Here is an 18,614-nt window from a genome sequence, read left to right on the forward strand (position 1 = left end):
GTATTGAACGCCTTCGCCATCACTTTCGGTGACCGCTGGCCGGCCGCCGAGAACTACTGACCGAACGCCAGAAACACCGTTCGCGTTACGGACCCCCGAGGTCGAGTGACGGCCGGTCGTGTCGTCGGAGCGGAAGTTGGCACAGAGGGCCGCGCGAGACGAGGCTCGGGAGCGGCTGCGCATGGGCCGCCGGAGTGCGCGGGCGCAGGGTGGACGGACGCGGGGTGGACAGGCACGGGTGGACAGGCGCGCGATGGACGGGCGCGCGATGGACGGGCGCGGGAGCGGAGTGCGCGGAACGGGCTCGGAGTGCGCAGAGAGCGAGAGCGCGGTGCGGGCTAGGGGTCAAGGGCCAATGGGGCTGTGCAACGACGTGCGGCGCTTTGAGGGGGGCGCAGGGCGGCTGCACGGGAACGGCCCCGAAGTGGGCGAGAGAACGAGAACGCCGGGCAGGCCAGGGGCTCGGGGCGGTGCGAGCACACGCGGCGCTTCGGGGTGCACGGAGGAGTTCAAGACGGGAGCAAACGGCACGAGGACGCGCAGCGGGAGGCGGCCCTGGAGCGGCTGCGGGCGAGCGAGGTGGGCCGCCAGCGGCGTGAAAGCGCAGAACGGGCCGAGCGAGGACACCGGCGCTGAGGGATCGGGAGCCGCGGCGTACAGGGAACGGACCGGGTCAGGACACGGCGGCGGGTATGGGTCAGAAAAGGGTGGCGGGGGTTGGCTCCGGGGCCGGTGGAGGGTCCAGCAGCTGGGGGCCGTTGTTGCGGACGTTGCCGACGTCGGGGCGGACCGGGCGGATCTCCAGGGCTTCCAGCTGCGCCGGGGAGAGGGGCTCGAGCAGAGCTTCCGGGTCTCCGCCGCCGGCCAGCCAGGACGGCCAGCGGTCGGCCGGCAGGATCAGCGGCATGCGGTCGTGGACGCGGGCCAGGGCGCCCGTCGCGGCCGTGGTCAGGACGCTGCAGGTGAGGACCGCGTCGGGGCCCCACGTGGTCCAGATGCCGGCGAACGCCAGCACCGAGCCGTCGGCGGGGGTCATGTAATGCGGGCGGCGCTCGACCCACTCGAACCAGCCGTCCGCGGGGACCAGGCAGCGGCGGCGGGCGAAGGACGGGGCGAACGCCCGGGAGGTGGCCACGGTTTCGGAGCGGGCGTTGATCATGCGGGCGCCGGCTTTCAGGTCCTTCGCCCATGGGGGCACCAGGCCCCAGCGCGCCCGGTCGACGACCCTCGACTCGTGCGTCGTGGACACGCGGATCACCGGTACGGGATCTGTGGGGGCCACGTTCCAGCTCGGGGCCGCCTGTTCGGCCACGCTCACGGCCTCGAACAGATCTTCGAGGTCGGCCTCGCTCCTGGTCGTCGCATACCGCCCGCACATGTCCGGCAACGCTACCGTCTCGCGGGACGGGAATGGTCCGCGAAAATGTCGTAGCCCTTCGGCAGAATGACCCCCGTGACAACGAACCCCCGCCCCTGGCCCGCCCCGTCCGCGTCCGGCCCGGTCAGCGCGACCGTGCGGCTCCCGGGCTCCAAGTCGATGACGGCCCGCGCGCTCGTGCTGGCCGCCCTGGCCGAGGGGCCGTCGGTGGTCGAGCGGCCCCTGCGCGCCCGCGACACCGAGCTGATGGCGGCGGGGCTGCGCGCGCTCGGCGTCACGCTCGACTCCAGCGACGACGAGCGGTGGCGGGTCGAGCCGGGTCCGTTGCGCGGTCCGGCCCGGGTCGATGTGGGTCTGGCGGGCACGATCATGCGGTTCCTGCCGCCGGCGGCCGCGCTGGCCGAGGGCACGGTCGAGTTCGACGGTGATCCGCATGCGCGCAACCGGCCGCTGCGCCCGATCATCGAGGCGCTGCGCTCGCTCGGCGTGTCGATCGACGCGTCGGCCACCGGGGGGCTGCCGCTGACCGTGCGCGGAGCGGGGCTGGTCGAGGGCGGCGAGGCGGTGATCGACGCGTCGGGGTCCAGCCAGTTCGTGTCGGGCCTGCTGTTGTCGGCGCCGCGCTTCACCAAGGGGCTGGTGCTGCGGCACGAGGGGCCGCCGGTGCCGTCCGCGCCGCACCTGCGCATGACCACCCACATGCTGCGGGCCGCGGGGGCCGTGGTCGACGAGTCGGTGCCCGATGTGTGGGCCGTCGAGCCGGGTCCGCTCGGGGGGCGCACGTGGGTGATCGAGCCCGACCTCTCCGGCGCCGCGCCGTTCTTCGCCGCGGCCATGGTCACCGGCGGGTCGGTGACGCTGGCGGGCTGGCCGGCCGAGAGCTGGCAACCGGTGGGCCGCCTGGTCGAGTTGCTGACCGCGATGGGCGCCGAGGTCACCCAGACGTCCGACGGCTTGGCCGTGAGCGGCAGCGCCGAGCCGAGCGGCAGCGGCGCGGGCCGGCGGAGGATCAAGGGCATCACCGCCGATCTGTCCGAGGTGAGTGAGCTGACTCCGGTGATCTCGGCGCTTGCCGCGCTGGCCGACGGGCCTTCGGAGCTGCGCGGGGTCGAGCACATCCGCGGGCACGAGACCGACCGCATCGCCGCTCTCGCGACCGAGCTGGGCAAGGCGGGGGCGGGCGTCACCGAGTTCCGTGACGGTCTGCGCATCGAGCCGGGGCCGCTGCGCGAGTCGAGCTTCGAGACGTACGCGGATCATCGGATGGCCCACGCCGCCGCGGTTATCGGACTCGCCGTCCCGGGCATCACGCTGACCGACGTAAGTTGTACGTCGAAGACGTTGCCCGAGTTCCCTGAACTCTGGGCGGGACTCGTGGCGAGGAGTTAGACCTGCCAGCTCGCAAGCGGGAGTACGACGAGGACGATGTCCGGGTCCGGCCGGGCCGTTCGTCGCGTCCGCGTACCCGGACAAGGCCGAAGCACGACGACGCCGTCGACGCCCTGGTGATCACGGTGGACCGGGGCCGGTACGGCTGTGTCCGCGAGGACGCGCCGCCCGACAGCCCGCTCATCATCGCGATGCGGGCCCGGGAACTCGGCCGCAAGTCGGTCGTGGTCGGCGACCGGGTGGCCCTGGTCGGCGACGTGTCGGGGGCGGACGGCGCGCTGGCCCGCATCGTGCGGATCGCCGAGCGCACGTCGGTGCTGCGCCGAACGGCGGACGACGACGACACCACGCCCGAGGGCCGCCTCGAGCGGGTGGTCGTGGCCAACGCCGACCAGCTGGTGATCGTCAGTGCGTTGTTCGACCCGCCACCGCGTACGGGGTTCATCGACCGCTGCCTCGTCGCGGCGTACGACGCGGACATCGAGCCGCTGCTCTGCCTGACCAAGGCCGACCTGGCCGGGCCCGAGGAGATCCTCGACTACTACGCCGAGCTCGACCTGCCGTACGTGACGGTCAGCCCCGACAGCGACCTGACCGAGCTCCGCAAGCGCCTGGCCGGCAAGATCTCGGTCATGGTCGGCCACTCCGGGGTGGGCAAATCCACGCTGGTCAACCGGCTGGTTCCGGATGCTCTGCGGGCGGTCGGCGTGGTGAGCGCGGTCGGTAAGGGCCGGCACACGTCGACGAGCGCGGTCGCTCTGCGGCTGCCGGTGGTCGGCAAGAGCCGCAAGGACCCGGGCTGGATCATCGACACGCCCGGCATCCGCAGCTTCGGGCTGGCCCACGTGAGCGCCGAGAGCCTGCTGCACGGCTTCCCCGACCTGGTCGAGGGCACGCTGGACGACCAGCCGAACTGCGGGCACACCGCCAACGACGTCGGCTGCCGCCTCGACACCTGGGTCGCCGAGGGCAAGGCCGACCCGCGACGGCTGGAGTCGTACCGCCGCCTGCTGGCCTCGAGAGCAGGCGAGGCCGACCCCCGGGAAACCGAGAGGACAGCCCAGGCCGACCAGCAGGAAAGCGAACGCGCGGCCGAAGCCGACCGGCAGGAAAGCGAATGCGCAGCTCAAGGCGACCTGGCGGAAAGCCAACGCGCGAGCGAGAACGCAAAGGCCGGAGAGAACGCGGAAGCCGGCGGGGACGAAGAGGGCGGCGGGATCGGCTAGCGTTCGGGCATGGCCGGTTACGCCGACGATCTGTCGCTCGCTCACCTTCTCGCCGACACCGCCGACTCGATCTCGATGGGCCGGTTCCGGGCGCTCGACCTCAAGGTCGAGAGCAAGCCCGACCTGACCCCGGTGTCCGACGCCGACACGGCCGTCGAGCAGGCGATCCGGTCGACGCTGGCCCGCGCCCGCCCGCGCGACGGCGTGCTCGGTGAGGAGTTCGGGATGACCCACGCGGCCGCCGGCCCGGGTACCCGCCGCTGGGTGATCGACCCGATCGACGGCACCAAGAACTTCGTGCGCGGCGTGCCGATCTGGGGCACGCTGATCGCGCTGCTCGAGGGCGACACCCCGGTCGCGGGCCTGGTCAGCGCGCCGGCCCTGGGGCGCCGGTGGTGGGCCGCGCGCGGCCACGGGGCGTACGCGGGAAAGCACCAGCACGCGGCGACCCGGATCCAGGTGTCGGGTGTCGGCCGGGTCTCCGACGCCAGTGTCTGCTACGCCAGCCTCGACGGATGGCAGCAGGTCGGCCGCCTGCAAAACCTGGTCGATCTGAGCCTGGCCGCGTGGCGCAGCCGGGCGTACGGGGACTTCTACGGCTACATGCTGCTGGCCGAGGGTGCGCTCGACACGATGGTCGAGCCCGAGCTGTCGCTGTGGGACGTGGCCGCGCTGATTCCGATCGTGCAGGAGGCCGGCGGCACGATCACCGACCTCGCCGGGCGCCCGCCCGCCGACAAGTCGTCGGTGATCGCCACCAACGGTCTGCTGCACGAAACCGTACTAACGGCCCTTGCCCGCTAACTAGACAAAAGCCCCAGATGTCATAGCGCTGCGTAAGCGGACAAACACCCCACGATGACGGTGTCCCCCGAAGCGCTGATGCCGGCGCGAGGCTGGTCTATCGTGCGTCAGGTGGTGTCCTCGGGCTGGTGCTTCCTCGCCGCCATGATCCTGGCGTACGGGGTGGCGAACCTCTTGCAGTCGGCGGCGGCGGCCCGCACAACGGTGCACCACACCTTCGACCCGAGCCTTCTCGTACGGCTGGCCGGCCAGCGTACGTACCTGCTGGGTCTCGGCTGTCAGGTGCTCGGTTTCGTGCTCGCCTTCCTGGCGCGCGAGGACCTGCCGCTGTTCCTGGTGCAGGCCAGCGTGGCCGCCGGGCTCGGTGTGACCGCCCTGCTCGGGGTGCTGCTGCTCAAGTGGTCCCTGCCCGCGGCCGAGGTCGTGCTGCTCGTCCTGCTGATGATCGGCATTGCCGCGCTGGTCAAATCGGCGCAGCCGGCCCACGCGCGCCCGCTCGGCACGGCCGGTGTCGTCGGCCTGGCCCTGGCGTTGCTGGTCATCGGCGGCCTGGGCTTTTCCGCCGTACGCCTGCAGGGCGCACTCGGCTCGGTGGTGCTCGGCTCGCTGGCCGGAGTGGGGTTCTCGGCCGCCGCCATCGCCGCCCGCCCGCTGGCCAACGAGCATTCGGCCGCCGGCTTCTTCGCCAACCCCCTGCTCTACCTGCTCGTCGTGCACTCGCTGGTCGGCCAGCTGCTGCTCGGGCTGGCCATGCAGCGCGGCTCGACCACGGCCGCGGTCGCGGCGATGGACGCGGCGGGCGCCGTTCCGGCCGCGATCGTCGGCCTGCTGCTGCTCGGCGACCGCATCGAGCCGGGCAAGGAGTGGCTGGCCGGGCTCGGCTTCGTGGTGACGCTGGCGTCGGTGATCGCGCTGACCCGCTACGCCGAGCCCCAGCACCACCAGGCCCCGGCCCAGCCCCCGACCCGCCGCCACGAGCCCGCTCCCCTGCGCACCGCGCCGACAAGCCGCTGAGCACGCCCCAGCGCGCCGCCCCGACAAGCCGCTGAGCACATCCCGGCGAGCCGCTGACCGGCCCTGACCACGCCTTCCGGAACGCGAGCGTTCCCTCGAGGTCGGGGCGGGAAGAACGGGAAGCCGGCGCCGCAAAGACGGGAAGCCGAGGGCCGGAAAAACGGGATGCCGGGCATTTCCCGGGGCTTCCGTGGCATGAGTCATGCCGCCTCGGGTACTTGCTGACCATGGCCCCCAGGATGTTATGTCCCGGATAGTTCCGTAAGGCTCTCTACGGAAGGCGGTCCCAAACTTCCCCTCAACAGCGGGAAATGCGAAAAGGGGACGCGTTATGCACAATGGAGCGATCATGGCGAGCGAGGCGCGGCACCTGGTCGACAGCGGGTCGGAATACCCCGTGGTCCGGCTTTCCGGAGCGCTGGACGCCTCCGCCGCGCAGGCGGTGCATGCCGCGCTGCTCGATGTGCTGGGCGCGCAACCCGAAGCCCTGCTGGTCGACGCGGCCGATCTGGAGCTTCCGTCGCCCGACGTGGCGACCGCGCTGCGCGAGCTGCGCGACGAGACGGCCGACTGGCCCGCCGCCCATCTTGCCCTCTGCGACCCCCGCGGCGGTGCGGCGTGGCCGGGCCTCGGCTGGTCGATCTGGCCGAGCACCCAGGAGGCGGTCGCCGAGCTGGGCAAGCCCGATCCCGATCAGCGGTTCGGCCTCGACCTGGAGCCCGCGCTGGGCGCCGCCCGCCGCGCCCGTGAGCTGATCACCGAGGCGTGCGCGCGGTGGGACCGGCCCGATCTGGCCGGCCCGGCCTGCATCGTGGTCACCGAGCTCGTCAACAACGTCGTCGTGCACGCCCGTACGCCCATGGTCGTGCTCGTCGCGACACACGGCAGCGGCCTCAGCGTGGCCGTGCGCGACCAGTCGACGCATGTGCCCACGTTCTCCGGGGGTCCGGTGCCGCCCACCGCGTACGGGGGCCGGGGGATGCTCCTCATCGACTCGGTCGCCGAGCGTTGGGGCACCTTGCGGCTCGAGGACGGCAAAGTGGTGTGGGCGTTGTTGCCGGAACAGGAAAACGGCGCCTGACGGGAAGCATGCACCACCCCCGGCGCGGGTAAATTGCGGTCATGCGAGACAACGACTACCCGGCCGAGGTGTCCGACCCGGAGGCTTCCGGCCTGCCCGACACCGCGGATGACGATTCGACCGCGTATGACCAGGTGGAGACCGGACGCTGGGCCGACGGCCCGGATCCGGCCGCGCTGGCGGGTGTGGGCCCGGGCGGCTCCAACCGTTTCGGCGACACCGCCGAGGAGCAGCGCGAGGGCGAGTCGCTCGACCGCCGGCTGCGCCAGGAGGAGCCCGACTTCGGCGCCGAGGACGCGATCCCGCCGCGCCGCGACCCCAACGACGAGACCGTCGACAGCTCCGAGCAGCGCAACTTCGACGCCGACGTGTGGGGGGCGAGCCCGACCTCCGACCCGGACTCGCAGATCTCGCTCTACGACGACGGCCAGCTCGACGACGACGACCCGCAGACGGTGGGCCGCCTGGTCGCTCCCGACGAGGGTTACGGCTTCGACAACGAGACCGACAGCGTGGCCTACGACGCGGGCGCTTCCGGCGGCGGCGCGAGCGCCGAGGAGCTCGCGATGCACGAGACCAACCCGCCCAAGTACGAGTAGGTCAGTCCAAGCCTTGTTCAATGGCGTATCTCGTTAGTTCCACGCGGTTGTGCAGCTGGAGCTTGCCGAGCGTGTTCTGAACGTGGTTCTGCACCGTGCGATGGCTCAGCACGAGCCGTTCGGCGATCTGCTTGTACGACAAGCCCTTCGCCACCAGGCGCAGCACCTCGGTCTCCCGCTCGGTGAGCTTCGGCGCCGCCTCGTCGGGCCCGGCCGGATCGGTCACCGCGAGCCGCCGGAACTCGCCCAGCACCAGCCCGGCCAGCCCGGGCGTGAAGACGGTGTCCCCGGCGGCCGTGCGGCTCACCGCGTCCAGAAACTCGGCCTGGGCGGCCGATTTGAGCAGGTAGCCGGTCGCGCCGGCCTTCATGGCGTCCAGCACGTCCTGCTGCTCGCCGCTGGCCGAGAGCATCAGGACCCGTACGCCGGGAATCTCGGTCAGAAGGCCGTTGATGACCTCGACCCCGGACACGTCGGGGAGCTGCAGGTCGAGAACCACCACGTCGGGCCGGGCGGCGGCCGCGATGCGCACGGCCTGGCGGCCCTCGCCGCTGGTCGCCACCACGTCGTAGCCGGCCGCGGTGAGGTCACGGCTGACGCCCTCACGCCACATCGGGTGGTCGTCGACCACCATCACCCGGATCGCTGCGGTCATGCCCGTCACGATATCGGGGCGCGCGGCACGGTCATCTCGACCTCGGTGCCCTGGCCCGGCGCGGAGACGATCTGCACCCGGCCGCCCAGGTCCTCGAGGCGTCCGCGGATCGACTGGGCGACGCCGAGCCGGCCCTGCGCCTCGGCCTGGGCCAGCCGGTCCGGTTCGATGCCGCAGCCGTCGTCGCGCACGGTCACCACCACCTCGGCCGGGTCGTCCTCGACGAACAGATAGATCTTGGTGCCGGGGTCGCAGTGCTTCGCCACGTTGTCGAGGGCGGCCGAGACGGCGGCGCGCAGTTCGCGGGCGGTGTGCGCGGGCAACCGGACGGCGCCGGCCGGGCCCGAGACGGTGACGTCCGGCGAGGCGTACGGGTGCAGCAACGCCATGAGGTCGAGCTCGTCGCCGACCGGGTCGACCGCGGCCTGCCGTCCGGCCACCAGGTTGCGCAGCGCCGCCTCCTGTTCGCCGGCCAGCCGGGCGAGTTCCCCGGCCTCGCCGTCGAGACCGGCCCCGCGCCGCTTGACCAGCGCCAGCACCTGCAGCACCGAGTCGTGGATGTCGCGGGCCAGCCGTTCCCGCTCGCGGGTGGCCGCCTCGAGCTCGACCGCGCGCTCCAGCCTCTCCTGAGCGACCTCGGCGATGCGTACGAGATAACCGACCGCGATCGCGGCCAGCAGCATCAGCACCGTGCCGGTGAGCGCGGACTGGTCCCGGTGGGCGCGCACGAGCAGGTCGGTGGCCCCCATGACGAGGGCGGCCGCGATGCCGCCGCGGCGGCCGAACCGGACCGCGCAGCAGAGCACGGGCGCGACGTGCCAGGCCACCGCCAGCGTCGGGCGGCCTGTTTCGAGCGAGTGCCGGCCGACGATCTCGACGCTCGCGGTGAGCGCGGCCATGACGACGAGCATGTCGGCGATCAGCAGCGGGGTGCGGCGACGGGACGGATCGGCGTACGCGTACGTGGTGAAGACCGTCCAGGCCGCCATCGCCGCGAGCACGGGCCAGGCCAGCATCGGCCGCTTGTAGTAGCCGATGTTGCCGATGACCAGGATCGTGGCGTAGGTCAGCGCGGCGATCCGGTAGACCGCGATCGCCCGCCACAGCGGCGCCTCGAGCCCGCTGTTCCGCGCGTCCGGCATGCGCCGACCATCCCACATGCCGCGTACCACCCGTGGCCCGCCCTGCGGGATGATCAGGCGTGGCCTACCGTCGAGGCATCAGCACCGAGGTTCTGCTCTCCGAGACGTTCGACCGCGACGCCATCACGGCGTTGCGGCATTCGGTCGCGGCCTGCGCCGGCGCGGCCGGCCTGGGTGGTGACCGCCTCGACGACTTCGTGGTGGCGGTCAACGAGCTGCTCACCAACGCGGTGCGCCACGGCGGCGGCATCGGGCAGGTCAGGCTGTGGTCGGCCGGCGGCGAAGTCTTCTGCGAGGTGAGCGATTCCGGGGGCGGGCTGGCGGCGGACCGGCAGAAGCCCCCGACGCGTCCGGCCGCCGATCAGCCCGGCGGCTGGGGTCTGTGGCTGGCCGAGGAGCTGACCGACACGTTCGAACTCAGGACGGGCGCCGATGGGACGACGGTCCAGGTTTCCAGCCGCTCTTCCTTAAGGGAACCTTAAGACTTGCCGGTCGATCTTGCGAGAAGCTCTCACTTTTATGAGGGTGTGCCTGCTGTTACGTACAGGGGGCAAAGGTGACCGAGGCGCGGCATCGTTCCGGCACGTCGAAATTCCTGATCCGGCCACGTGCTCTGGTCGCTCTCGCGGTGGCGGGCGCGGGTCTCGCCGGGGCCATCCTCCTGACCGGCCAGGGCGGCGTGGCCGTCGCATCCGAGCACCGTCCGGTCTTCGCCGACGACTTCGGCGGACGGCGTGGTGAATCCCTCGATCCGGGCCGCTGGCTGCTCGACGGCGACGAGCGGCACGGCCGCCAGGACGGCGACGGCACCCTCGTGGTGGACCGGCTGATCAGCACGCGCAAGGCGTTCGCCGAGCCGTACGGGCACGCGGAGGCGCGGATCAAGGTGCGCCGCGAGGGAGGGCCGTGGCGGGCGTTCGGCGCCGTCGACAAGTACGGCCGGGTGCTGCGGGGCAAGGTCGAGGTTCTCGACAAGGACGCCGACCCGACCTCGGGCCGCCGCTTCCACACGTACGTGATCGACTGGTCGCCGGAGTCCGTGATCTGGTCGGTCGACGGCACGCCGAGCCTGAAGCTGACGCCGGACGAGCCGGGTCTGCCGATCGCGCTGATTCTCAACCTGGCCACCGACGGGCGGCGGCCGGGCCGCATGGAGGTCGACTTCGTCAAGGTGACCGCGGGCTCGAAGCCGATGCCGGCTCCGACGACGCCCTCGGCCGCACCGACCACGGCCCCGACGAGCGCGCCGCCCACCAAGCCGACCGCCGAGCCGACCACGCCCCCGCCGGCCAAGCCGACCACGACGCCGCCCGCCAAGCCGACCACGACGCCGCCGACCAAGGCGCCTCCGGCCAAGCCCGCCGCCTGGAAGGCCTTCACCGACTACAAGGCCGGCGATCTCGTCACCTACGAGGGCGCGACCTACCGGGTCAAGGAGGCGCACACCGCGCTGCCCGGGTGGGAGCCGTCCGCGCTGCCCAATCTCTTCGTGAAGCTCTGAGAAAGGGCCGGGTCACTCCGCGATGCGGTAGGCGTCCCCGTAGACCCGCCAGGTGAGCGGCGCGGTCAGGTCGAGATTGCTGCGGCGCAGGAACATCCGCTGGGCGGTCTCGACCCGGCTCACGTCGGAGTGCGCCTCCTCGGTGCGCATCTCGGCCACCCGGGCGTTGAGGAACGCGTTGAGATAGGTCAGCTCGTCGCCGCCCTGGGCCGGCGTCTTCGCGGTGCGCATGGCCGCGGCCCGGACAGCCCGCATGCCCGAGACCCCGTGCATCACGGCCGCGTCGAAATAGGCGAACTGGCCGAGCGCGCGCAAGCCGTCGGCGCGGGCGAAGCGGACGGCCGGGTTGAAGTAGTACGTGTCGCGGGCGTTCTCCTGCACCCGCTGGAACACCGGGTCGGCGGCGGCGGCGCGCCACGCGGCCGGGTAGCCCGGATCGAGACCGGCATGCGAGTCCGAGCCGTTCACCGTACGCAACGCGGGCAGGTATTTCGCCAGCACGTTGCCGGGCTTGCGCCGGGTGTACTCGGTGACGACGGCCAGCATGTCCGACGTGCCCGAGGTGAAACCGACGATCCCACCGGTGTACCCGCGCCCGTCGCCGATGTCCTCGATGTAGGAGAACTGACGTCGCCAGGCCAGCGTCGAGTTCTCCGCGCTGGAGATCAGCTGGAGCGCGGACTCCTTCTTGCGGCGGTCCTCCAGGCCGGACACGAGCGAGCCGGTGGCCGGCGCCGCCGCGGGCAGAACCTTGGCCGCGGGCCCGTACGCCCGCACGTCGGCCAGGGCGTAGCCACCGCTCGGGCGGGCCCGCTGGGTGGCGAGCACGCGCAGATAGCGACCGTTGCCGCCGAGCCGCTTGAGGTCGTCGGCGCCGCCGTTGCCCGCCCGCGTGGAATACAGGTCGGTCCAGTTCGAGCCGTCGGCCGACGCCTGCACCCGGTACGTCTTCGCGTAGGTGCTCGTCCAGTTCAGGCGTACGCGCTCGATCCGCTGCACCGAGCCCAGGTCGATGCGCAGCCATTGGGTGCCCGGCCCGGCCGCGCTGGCCCAGCGCGTGACCGTGCTGGCGTCGTTGGCCCGCGCCGCGACGTCGGCGCCCGTGTTGGACGTGGCGATCGCCGGGCGGCCCCGGGAGATCAGCACGTTGTCGTCGGCGCCGGCTGCCACCGAGATGGCGAGCGGGACACACAGGGTCGTGGCGACCCCGGCGCCGAGCGCGACCGTCCTGACGTTGTCCGCGCGGATCCGCATATTTCCACGCTAGGTCGCGCCCGGCCATGATCACCGAGCTTCGGGAAATCCTCTACTTCCGCTTGCGGTTGCGGGCCACCAGCACGACGGTCAGGACGATCGCCGCCACCACGAACAGGCAGCACAGGGCGCCGAAGATCCCGAAGACCCCGAACCCGCGCCGGCCCCGGCGAACCTTGGCCGCCTCGATCGCCACATCGGCCACACCGTTGCTCGCGGCCCACGCGTGCACGGGCACGACGAGCGCCAGAGTCGCTCCGGTCACGGCCGCGGCGAGGCGCGACCACCACTTCAAAACTGCAGACATGTGACCCATCCTGACCGATTCCCGCAACGTCCGCTCCCGCGACTACCCCGGATCGGGCAGGGTATGAGCAGCGACAGCGCTCAACTGGCACAAGGCGAAAGGGGGCCGGATGGACGCCGAACTGGCGGACCTGGCAGCGGCACACGGGGTGGCCACCTGGTACGAGGACTGGCATCGCGAGCGCAAGGACGTCGCCGACGAGTCGGTGGTGGGGGTTCTGGGTCTTCTGGGCGTCGATGCGACCAGCCCCTCGGCGATTCGGGAGGAGCTTTCCGCCGTACGGGAAAGGAAGGCTCTCGGTCTGATGCCGGGGACCGTGGTCGTGCGCGAGGGCGACACGCGCGAGTTGCCCGGACCCGCCACGATCACCCTCGAGGACGGCACGACCCGCGAGGTCAGCGAGATCCCGGCCGACCTGCCGCTGGGCTGGCACCGGCTGCGCAGCGGCGAGCAGGACATCACGCTGGTCGTGGTGCCGGTCCAGCTGCCCGAGCCCCCGCAGACCTGGGGGTGGATGCTGCAGCTCTACGCCCTGCACTCGGAGCGTTCGTGGGGCATGGGCGATCTCGGCGACCTGCGCGAGTTCCTGACCGTCTCGGGCAACCCGGGACTGGTGCTGCTCAACCCGCTGCACGCGATCACCCCGACGCTGCCGGTGGCGGCCTCACCGTACTCACCGTCCAGCCGGCGCTTCTCCAACCCGCTCTACCTGCGGATCGCCGACACCGACGAGTACCGCCGGGCCGATCCCGATCTGCGGGCCGCCGTCGACCGGCTCAAGCCCGCGCCGACGGCCGACGGCCTGATCGACTACAGCGCGGTCTGGCAGGCCAAACGGGCGGCGCTGGATCTGCTGTGGCCGCTCGCGGGCGAGGTCGACCTCGAGTCCGACCCGGGCCTGACCGACTTCGCGCGGTTCTGCGCGCTGGCCGAGCGGCACGGCCCGAACTGGACGGAGTGGCCGGAGGAGCTGCGCCGGCCCGACTCGCCGGCGGTGCGCGGGTTCACCAGCGATCGGGTGGCCTATCACGCCTGGCTCCAGCGGCTGCTCGGCGCCCAGCTGGAGGCGGCCAACGAGGCCGCCCGCGCGGGCGGGATGCCGGTCGGCGTGGTGCACGACCTGGCCGTCGGCATCGACCCGAACGGCGCGGACGGCTGGCTGCTGCAGGACGTGCTGGCCGCCGGCGTGCACACGGGCGCCCCGCCGGACGCGTTCAACCAGCTGGGCCAGGACTGGGGGCTCGCGGCGTGGCGGCCCGACCAGCTGATCGCGACCGGGTACGCGGCCTACCGCGACATGCTGCGGCGGATCTTCCGGCACGCGGGTGGCCTGCGCGTCGACCACGTGGCCGGGCTGTGGCGGCTGTGGTGGGTGCCGCCGGGCATGGGACCGGCCGAGGGCACGTACGTGCACTACGACCCCGAGGCGATGCTCGGCATCCTGGCCCTGGAGGCGAGCCGGGCCGGAGCAGTGGTGATCGGCGAGGACCTCGGCACGGTCCAGCCCGAGGTGACCGAGACGCTGGAGCGGATGAACATGCTCGGCTCGGCCGTGCTGTATTTCACCCGTGAATGGACGGTCGACGACCAGCCGTTCGTGCCGGCCGAGGACTACCCGCGCAACGCGCTGGCCTCGGTGTCGACGCACGACCTGCCGACCGCGGCCGGCTTCCTCACCGGCGAGCAGGTCAAGGTGCGCGCCGAGCTGGGCCAGCTGGCCGGGCCGGTCGAGGAGGAGCGCCGCAACGCCCAGCGCGACCGGGACGCCCTGGTGGCCGTGCTGCGCGCCGACAAGCTGATCACCGGCACCAGCTCGGACGAGGAAATCATCCGGGCCATGCACGAGTTCCTCGCCCGTACGCCGTGCCGATTCGTCACCGCATCGCTGTACGACGTGCTCGGTGAGCTCTCGCAGCCCAACCTTCCGGGCACTATGAACGAATACCCGAACTGGCGGATGCCGTTGACCGCCGGTCTGGAGCAGATAGCCGAGGATCCGCGCGTTCACTCGATCGCGGCGATCCTCGCCGAACGGAAGGCACACCGATGAGCTTCCTGGACAAGGCCAAGGATCTGTTGGCCAAGAACGACGACAAGGTCGATTTGGCCCTCGAGAAGATCGGCGACGAGGTCGACAAGCGCACCGGCCACAAGCACAGCGCGCACGTCGACCGCGCCGTCGACGAGGCTCAGAAGCGCACCGGTCAGGGCGACACCCGCCCTTGAGGCGGTCCGTCGGCCCCGCCGCTCCCGCCGCTCAGATGGCGAGCGGCGGGGGCGGCGGGTCGTCGTCGACCGCGAACAGCATCGGGTGCGGCGGCATGTAGGTGTCCCGCTGCCGGCACAGCAGCGGCGGCAGCAACGAGGACCGGTGCTCCGGGTGCTCGGTGCAGTGCCGGGTGGCCCGGTTGATCGCGTCCGAGTGGTGCCGGCCACCGCCGTACTCACCGCAGTTGGCGCAGTCCCAGCGCCAGAAGGCCGGGCCCTCTTCCGAGTGGTAGCGCCGGATCTTCAACGGCGGGCCGGCCTCGACCTGGGCCGCCGCGATGATCGCGGGCATGTCCCCGGCCGCCGGGGGCGTCGGCTGGCGTCGCTGCTGCTCGCCGATGATCTGGGCCAAGACATTGCTCGTGGACACGGCTGTACCTCCTCTGTCGCGCAGCCCCGAGTGTTGCGTATCTTTTCGGCCGGATGAGTCGTTTTCCCCCAAATAGCCCCTATAGGGCTGTTCGGCGGCCGTGGATACTTGCTGCGTGGCGCAGCGAAAGAGATCGGAACGACTGGTCGAGACGGTCGGCTCGGGCGTTGCCGAGCTGCTGCCCGACCCCGACCGCGACACCGCGTTCACGCTGCTCCTCGACGGCGCCCCGCAGTCGCACGTCGACCTGGCCGACCCCACGCACCTGCAGTTCGAATACGTACGCCGGATGGCCGCCGCGATCGACCTGCTCGCCCCGCCCGGCCGGCCGTTGCGCGCGCTGCACCTGGGCGGAGGCGCCCTGACGATCCCGCGCTACATCGCGGCCACCCGGCCCGGTTCGGCCCAGCGTGTGGTCGAGATCGACGGCCCGCTGGTCGAGTTCGTCCGCAAGTCGCTGCCCCTGCCGCCCAAGGCCAACATTCGCGTACGGGTCGGGGACGCGCGCGCCGCCGTCGAAGGCATGCGCGAGGGCGGATACGACCTGATCGTGCTCGACGTGTTCGCCGGCGCCCGCACCCCGGCCCACCTGACCTCGGTCGAGTTCGCCCACGAGGTGGCCCGGGTGCTCGACCCGGCCGGCCACCTGATCGCCAACGTCACCGACGGGCCGCCGCTGCGCTACGCCCGGACCCAGGTCGCCACCATCCGCGCCGCGCTGCCCGAGGCCTGCCTCGTGGCCGACGCCTCGGTGCTGCGCGGCCGCCGCTTCGGCAACCTCGTCGTGATCGCCGGGCGCACCCCGCCGCCGGTCGCCGGGCTCGCCCGCCGGGCCGCCGGGGACTGGTTTCCCGGACGCCTCGAGACCGACCTCGACCGCTTCGCCGGTGGCGCGAAGCCCGTCACGGACAGTGCTGCCGTGGCGTCACCTTCTCCACCCGTCGGCCTATTTGGTGACCGTGCGTAACATCTTCTCGCCCGAATGTGCAAGTATTTTCGGCCTGTCGTGTTCTCGTCAGGAAATCCGGTGTGATTCGCGGCCACCGACTTGTTTGAGCGAGGTCACAAGGTTGTAATCGGTAACGGTCGCGTTATCGGGGCGCGGCGTCAGTGGGGGGAACACGCATGCCCGAGCACTACAACGCGACCGACGCGCACGCGCCCGCGCCGGCCACTGCCCTGCGCGATTCGATCTCGACCGGCGCCGAGCGCATCCTCTGGAGCGGCCACACCGCCGTGGCGGAATACGCGTTCGACGAGCCCGCCTCGCTGCCTCGGTGGACGCTGCCCGAGGAGACCGAGGTCATCGTCACCGACCAGCGCGTTCTCTATCGCGGCCCCGGCGCCGCCGACACCGGCGAGCTGCGCTGGCCGTGGCCGCAGCATCTGCGGGTGCAGCCCGGAAGCCGCGACTCGGGCCGGCAGGCGACCGTCACGCAGATCCAGCTCGTCTGCGCCGGCCCCGGCGGCACCTTCCCGGCCCTGGTCTTCGCCGGTGGCGATCTGACCACGGTGGGTGACGCCGACCGTGTCGCGAACACGCTGCGCCAGGCCATCGCCCGTTACCGCGTGGAGAACGCCAACGATCTGGGCATCGCCGCGCCGCAGGTCCGCATGCTGTCCCGCCTCGTGATCGGCCCGGAGTTCAACAACTTCCCGGGCGGCGAGGGCCAGACGGTGTCGCTGATCGGGGCGGTGTCGGTCGAGACCTACGAGGCACGGCCGGCCTCCCCGGCGCCGGTTTCGGCTGCTCCGGTCTCGGCCACCCCGGTTTCGGCCGCGCCGGTCGCGGAGCCCCGTCCCGGCTACGCCACCGTGGCGTCCTCGATCGCCGAGCACTCCTACGACACCCGGCCGCCCGTCGTCATTCCCGCGCCGTCCGACATCCGTCCGGCGATCGACGACTCCCGGCCCGCCATCGACGTGCGTCCCGAGGTGCCTCAGCGCCGCGCCTGGTCGGCGCGGCCGGCCGACGACGCCACCCTCAACGGGCACCCCGACCTCGACGCCCGCGCGGCCGATCTGGCGGCCCGGGTGGCCAACCTGGTCGCCGGGGGCGGCGATCTGGGCCCGACCCCGCCGGCCGAGTTCGACAACCAGACCAACCTCTCGGCCTACCTCGACGTTCCGCCCGCCTCGGCGCCTCGCCCGCGCGACGCCGCCGACGGATGGACGGGTCACAGCGAGGCCGGCGACCGGGCCGAGTCGGTTCGTCGTACGGCCGCCCGCTTCGCCGGTAACGCGGCCCGCGTGCGCGGCAGCGCCGCCCGGCAGGACGGCGAGGTCGGCAGCAGCGGACGGGGCAGCCACCGCCAGGGCTGATGAAGACCGGGCCGTCTCGGGGCGGCCCGGTCTTCCCGCACCGTCAGGATTCGGCGCTTTTCAGGGGCGTCCGGCCGGCCAACGGGGCGCCGGCCGGCACGAAACAGGTGCCGTTGGCGACGCGCTCGTCGTGCTTCTGGTGGGCCCGGCGCAGCAGCGCCATGAGCTCGTCCTCGGCCCGGATTCGAGCCCGGTAGCGCTCCGGCAGGCTCTTGAGGTGCGCCTCCTCCACCAGCAGGCGGTGGAAGATCTCGTCGCAGTACGCCGGGTCCTTCTCGATGTCGAGGAACTCGTTGGCGTGCCGGCGGGCGGCCGCCACATAGGTCTGGGCCCGGCCCTTGGGGCTGAGCAGCGACGCCACCACGGTGATGACCAGGATGCCGATGATCAGCGACAGCGACAGCGCCGTGGAGATCTCGACGACGTGGATCGGCCCGCCGTCGTTGATGAACGGCACGTTGTTCTCGTGCATGGCGTGCAGGATGAGCTTCACGCCGATCAGGGCGAGGATCGCGGCCAGCCCGTAGGACAGATAGACCAGCCGGTCGAGCAGCCCGTCGATCAGGAAGTACAACTGGCGCAGGCCCAGCAGTGAGAACGCGGTCGCCGTGAAGACCAGGTAGACGTTCTGGGTCAGGCCGAAGATGGCCGGGATCGAGTCGAGCGCGAACAGGATGTCGGTGCCGCCGATCGCCACCATGACCAGCAGCATCGGCGTGAGCACCCGCTTGCCGTCCTGATAGGTGAACAGCTTGTCGCCGTCGTACTCGTCCGAGGTGCGCAGCAGCCGGCGCGCCACCTTGATCACGAAGTTGTCCGGCGCCTCGTCGTCGTTGTGCTGCTCGCGCAGCAGGTTGCCCGCGGTGATCAGCAGGATCAGCCCGAACAGGTAGAACACCCAGGCGAACGAATTGATCAGCGCCGAGCCCAGGAAGATGAACCCGGTGCGCGCGAGCAGCGACACGACGATGCCGACGAGCAGCACCTTCTGCTGATCGGCCCGGGGCACCTTGAAGCTCGAGAACAGCAGCAGGAAGACGAACAGGTTGTCGACCGAGAGCGCCTTCTCGGTGACGTAGCCCGCGAAGTACTCGGCGCCCATGTCGCTGCCACCGAAGATCCACACCCCGACGCCGAAGAGCACGGCGATGGAGACATAGGCGATCGTCCAGCGGGTCGCCTCGCCGAGCGACGGGATGTGCGCCTTGCGCACGTGGAAGAAGAAGTCGTACAGCAAAAGACCGATGATGCCGAGAACAGTCAGCAGCCAAACCACACCCGACACATCCTGCATCAGGTCATCC

General features: G+C 71.7%; 19 protein-coding genes. 12 read left to right on the plus strand and 7 right to left on the minus strand.

Going from position 1 to position 18,614, the window contains the following annotated elements; translation table 11 throughout:
* Positions 1–697: 697 nt before the first annotated feature.
* Positions 698–1,378, minus strand: coding sequence for an SOS response-associated peptidase (locus ACZ3I4_RS14755; protein WP_465382442.1), 681 nt, complete (start codon positions 1,376–1,378; stop codon positions 698–700).
* A 66-nt stretch (positions 1,379–1,444) separates the two neighbouring features.
* Here ACZ3I4_RS14755 and aroA point away from each other — a divergent pair, with 66 nt between their 5' ends.
* The 6 genes from aroA to ACZ3I4_RS14785 all read left to right on the plus strand — a co-directional run bounded on the left by aroA (position 1,445) and on the right by ACZ3I4_RS14785 (position 7,491).
* Positions 1,445–2,767 (plus strand): 3-phosphoshikimate 1-carboxyvinyltransferase, encoded by a 1,323-nt coding sequence (aroA, locus tag ACZ3I4_RS14760; RefSeq protein ID WP_465382443.1) that lies wholly within the window; start codon positions 1,445–1,447, stop codon positions 2,765–2,767.
* A gap of 2 nt (positions 2,768–2,769) precedes the next feature.
* Entirely contained in the window at positions 2,770–3,993 is a 1,224-nt protein-coding gene (gene rsgA / locus ACZ3I4_RS14765) for a ribosome small subunit-dependent GTPase A (protein ID WP_465383005.1), read from the plus strand.
* 9 nt (positions 3,994–4,002) lie between these two features.
* Positions 4,003–4,797 (plus strand): histidinol-phosphatase, encoded by a 795-nt coding sequence (gene hisN, locus ACZ3I4_RS14770; RefSeq protein ID WP_465382444.1) that lies wholly within the window; start codon positions 4,003–4,005, stop codon positions 4,795–4,797.
* A gap of 144 nt (positions 4,798–4,941) precedes the next feature.
* Positions 4,942–5,811 (plus strand): DMT family protein, encoded by an 870-nt coding sequence (locus ACZ3I4_RS14775; protein WP_465383006.1) that lies wholly within the window; start codon positions 4,942–4,944, stop codon positions 5,809–5,811.
* A 349-nt stretch (positions 5,812–6,160) separates the two neighbouring features.
* Positions 6,161–6,892 carry an ATP-binding protein gene (locus tag ACZ3I4_RS14780; RefSeq protein ID WP_465382445.1) on the plus strand — a complete coding sequence of 244 codons (732 nt, stop codon included), beginning with the start codon at positions 6,161–6,163 and terminating at the stop codon, positions 6,890–6,892.
* A 41-nt stretch (positions 6,893–6,933) separates the two neighbouring features.
* Positions 6,934–7,491 carry a DUF5709 domain-containing protein gene (locus ACZ3I4_RS14785; RefSeq protein ID WP_465382446.1) on the plus strand — a complete coding sequence of 186 codons (558 nt, stop codon included), beginning with the start codon at positions 6,934–6,936 and terminating at the stop codon, positions 7,489–7,491.
* 1 nt (position 7,492) lies between these two features.
* On the opposite strand, the gene ACZ3I4_RS14790 is transcribed toward ACZ3I4_RS14785, so the two are convergent.
* Both ACZ3I4_RS14790 and macS read right to left on the minus strand, forming a co-directional pair.
* Positions 7,493–8,146: a response regulator gene (locus ACZ3I4_RS14790; protein WP_465382447.1), complete on the minus strand. Its 654-nt coding sequence runs from the start codon at positions 8,144–8,146 to the stop codon at positions 7,493–7,495.
* A 5-nt stretch (positions 8,147–8,151) separates the two neighbouring features.
* Positions 8,152–9,288: a MacS family sensor histidine kinase gene (macS, locus tag ACZ3I4_RS14795; RefSeq protein ID WP_465382448.1), complete on the minus strand. Its 1,137-nt coding sequence runs from the start codon at positions 9,286–9,288 to the stop codon at positions 8,152–8,154.
* Between the two features lie 59 nt (positions 9,289–9,347).
* Here macS and ACZ3I4_RS14800 point away from each other — a divergent pair, with 59 nt between their 5' ends.
* Entirely contained in the window at positions 9,348–9,770 is a 423-nt protein-coding gene (locus ACZ3I4_RS14800) for an ATP-binding protein (protein WP_465382449.1), read from the plus strand.
* 74 nt (positions 9,771–9,844) lie between these two features.
* Positions 9,845–10,789 (plus strand): carbohydrate-binding protein, encoded by a 945-nt coding sequence (locus ACZ3I4_RS14805; protein WP_465382450.1) that lies wholly within the window; start codon positions 9,845–9,847, stop codon positions 10,787–10,789.
* Between the two features lie 12 nt (positions 10,790–10,801).
* On the opposite strand, the gene ACZ3I4_RS14810 is transcribed toward ACZ3I4_RS14805, so the two are convergent.
* Complete coding sequence (locus tag ACZ3I4_RS14810; RefSeq protein ID WP_465382451.1) at positions 10,802–12,043, minus strand: chitosanase; 1,242 nt, start codon at positions 12,041–12,043, stop codon at positions 10,802–10,804.
* A gap of 52 nt (positions 12,044–12,095) precedes the next feature.
* Complete coding sequence (locus ACZ3I4_RS14815) at positions 12,096–12,350, minus strand: hypothetical protein (protein WP_465382452.1); 255 nt, start codon at positions 12,348–12,350, stop codon at positions 12,096–12,098.
* Positions 12,351–12,459: 109 nt separating this feature from the next.
* Here ACZ3I4_RS14815 and malQ point away from each other — a divergent pair, with 109 nt between their 5' ends.
* Positions 12,460–14,400, plus strand: a complete 1,941-nt coding sequence (malQ, locus tag ACZ3I4_RS14820; RefSeq protein WP_465382453.1) for a 4-alpha-glucanotransferase — start codon at positions 12,460–12,462, stop codon at positions 14,398–14,400.
* The gene (locus ACZ3I4_RS14825) at positions 14,397–14,576 is read left to right on the plus strand and encodes an antitoxin (protein WP_465382454.1); all 180 of its coding nucleotides are present in this window, start codon (positions 14,397–14,399) and stop codon (positions 14,574–14,576) included. The genes malQ and ACZ3I4_RS14825 overlap by 4 nt, the downstream gene beginning before the upstream one ends.
* A 31-nt stretch (positions 14,577–14,607) precedes the next feature.
* Here the strand turns inward: ACZ3I4_RS14825 and ACZ3I4_RS14830 are convergent, their stop codons facing one another.
* Positions 14,608–14,988, minus strand: coding sequence for a hypothetical protein (locus ACZ3I4_RS14830; protein WP_465382455.1), 381 nt, complete (start codon positions 14,986–14,988; stop codon positions 14,608–14,610).
* A gap of 115 nt (positions 14,989–15,103) precedes the next feature.
* Between ACZ3I4_RS14830 and ACZ3I4_RS14835 the strand changes: the two genes are divergently transcribed.
* Together ACZ3I4_RS14835 and ACZ3I4_RS14840 are read left to right on the plus strand one after the other, a co-directional pair.
* On the plus strand, positions 15,104–15,955 hold the full coding sequence (locus ACZ3I4_RS14835) for a spermidine synthase (RefSeq protein WP_465382456.1): 852 nt from the start codon (positions 15,104–15,106) through the stop codon (positions 15,953–15,955).
* A 158-nt stretch (positions 15,956–16,113) separates the two neighbouring features.
* Complete coding sequence (locus ACZ3I4_RS14840) at positions 16,114–17,310, plus strand: translation initiation factor 2 (RefSeq protein WP_465382457.1); 1,197 nt, start codon at positions 16,114–16,116, stop codon at positions 17,308–17,310.
* 43 nt (positions 17,311–17,353) lie between these two features.
* Here the strand turns inward: ACZ3I4_RS14840 and ACZ3I4_RS14845 are convergent, their stop codons facing one another.
* Positions 17,354–18,604 (minus strand): TerC family protein, encoded by a 1,251-nt coding sequence (locus ACZ3I4_RS14845; RefSeq protein ID WP_465382458.1) that lies wholly within the window; start codon positions 18,602–18,604, stop codon positions 17,354–17,356.
* Between the last annotated feature and the right edge of the window lie 10 nt (positions 18,605–18,614).

Source organism: Actinoplanes sp. NPDC021490 (genome assembly GCF_055562135.1).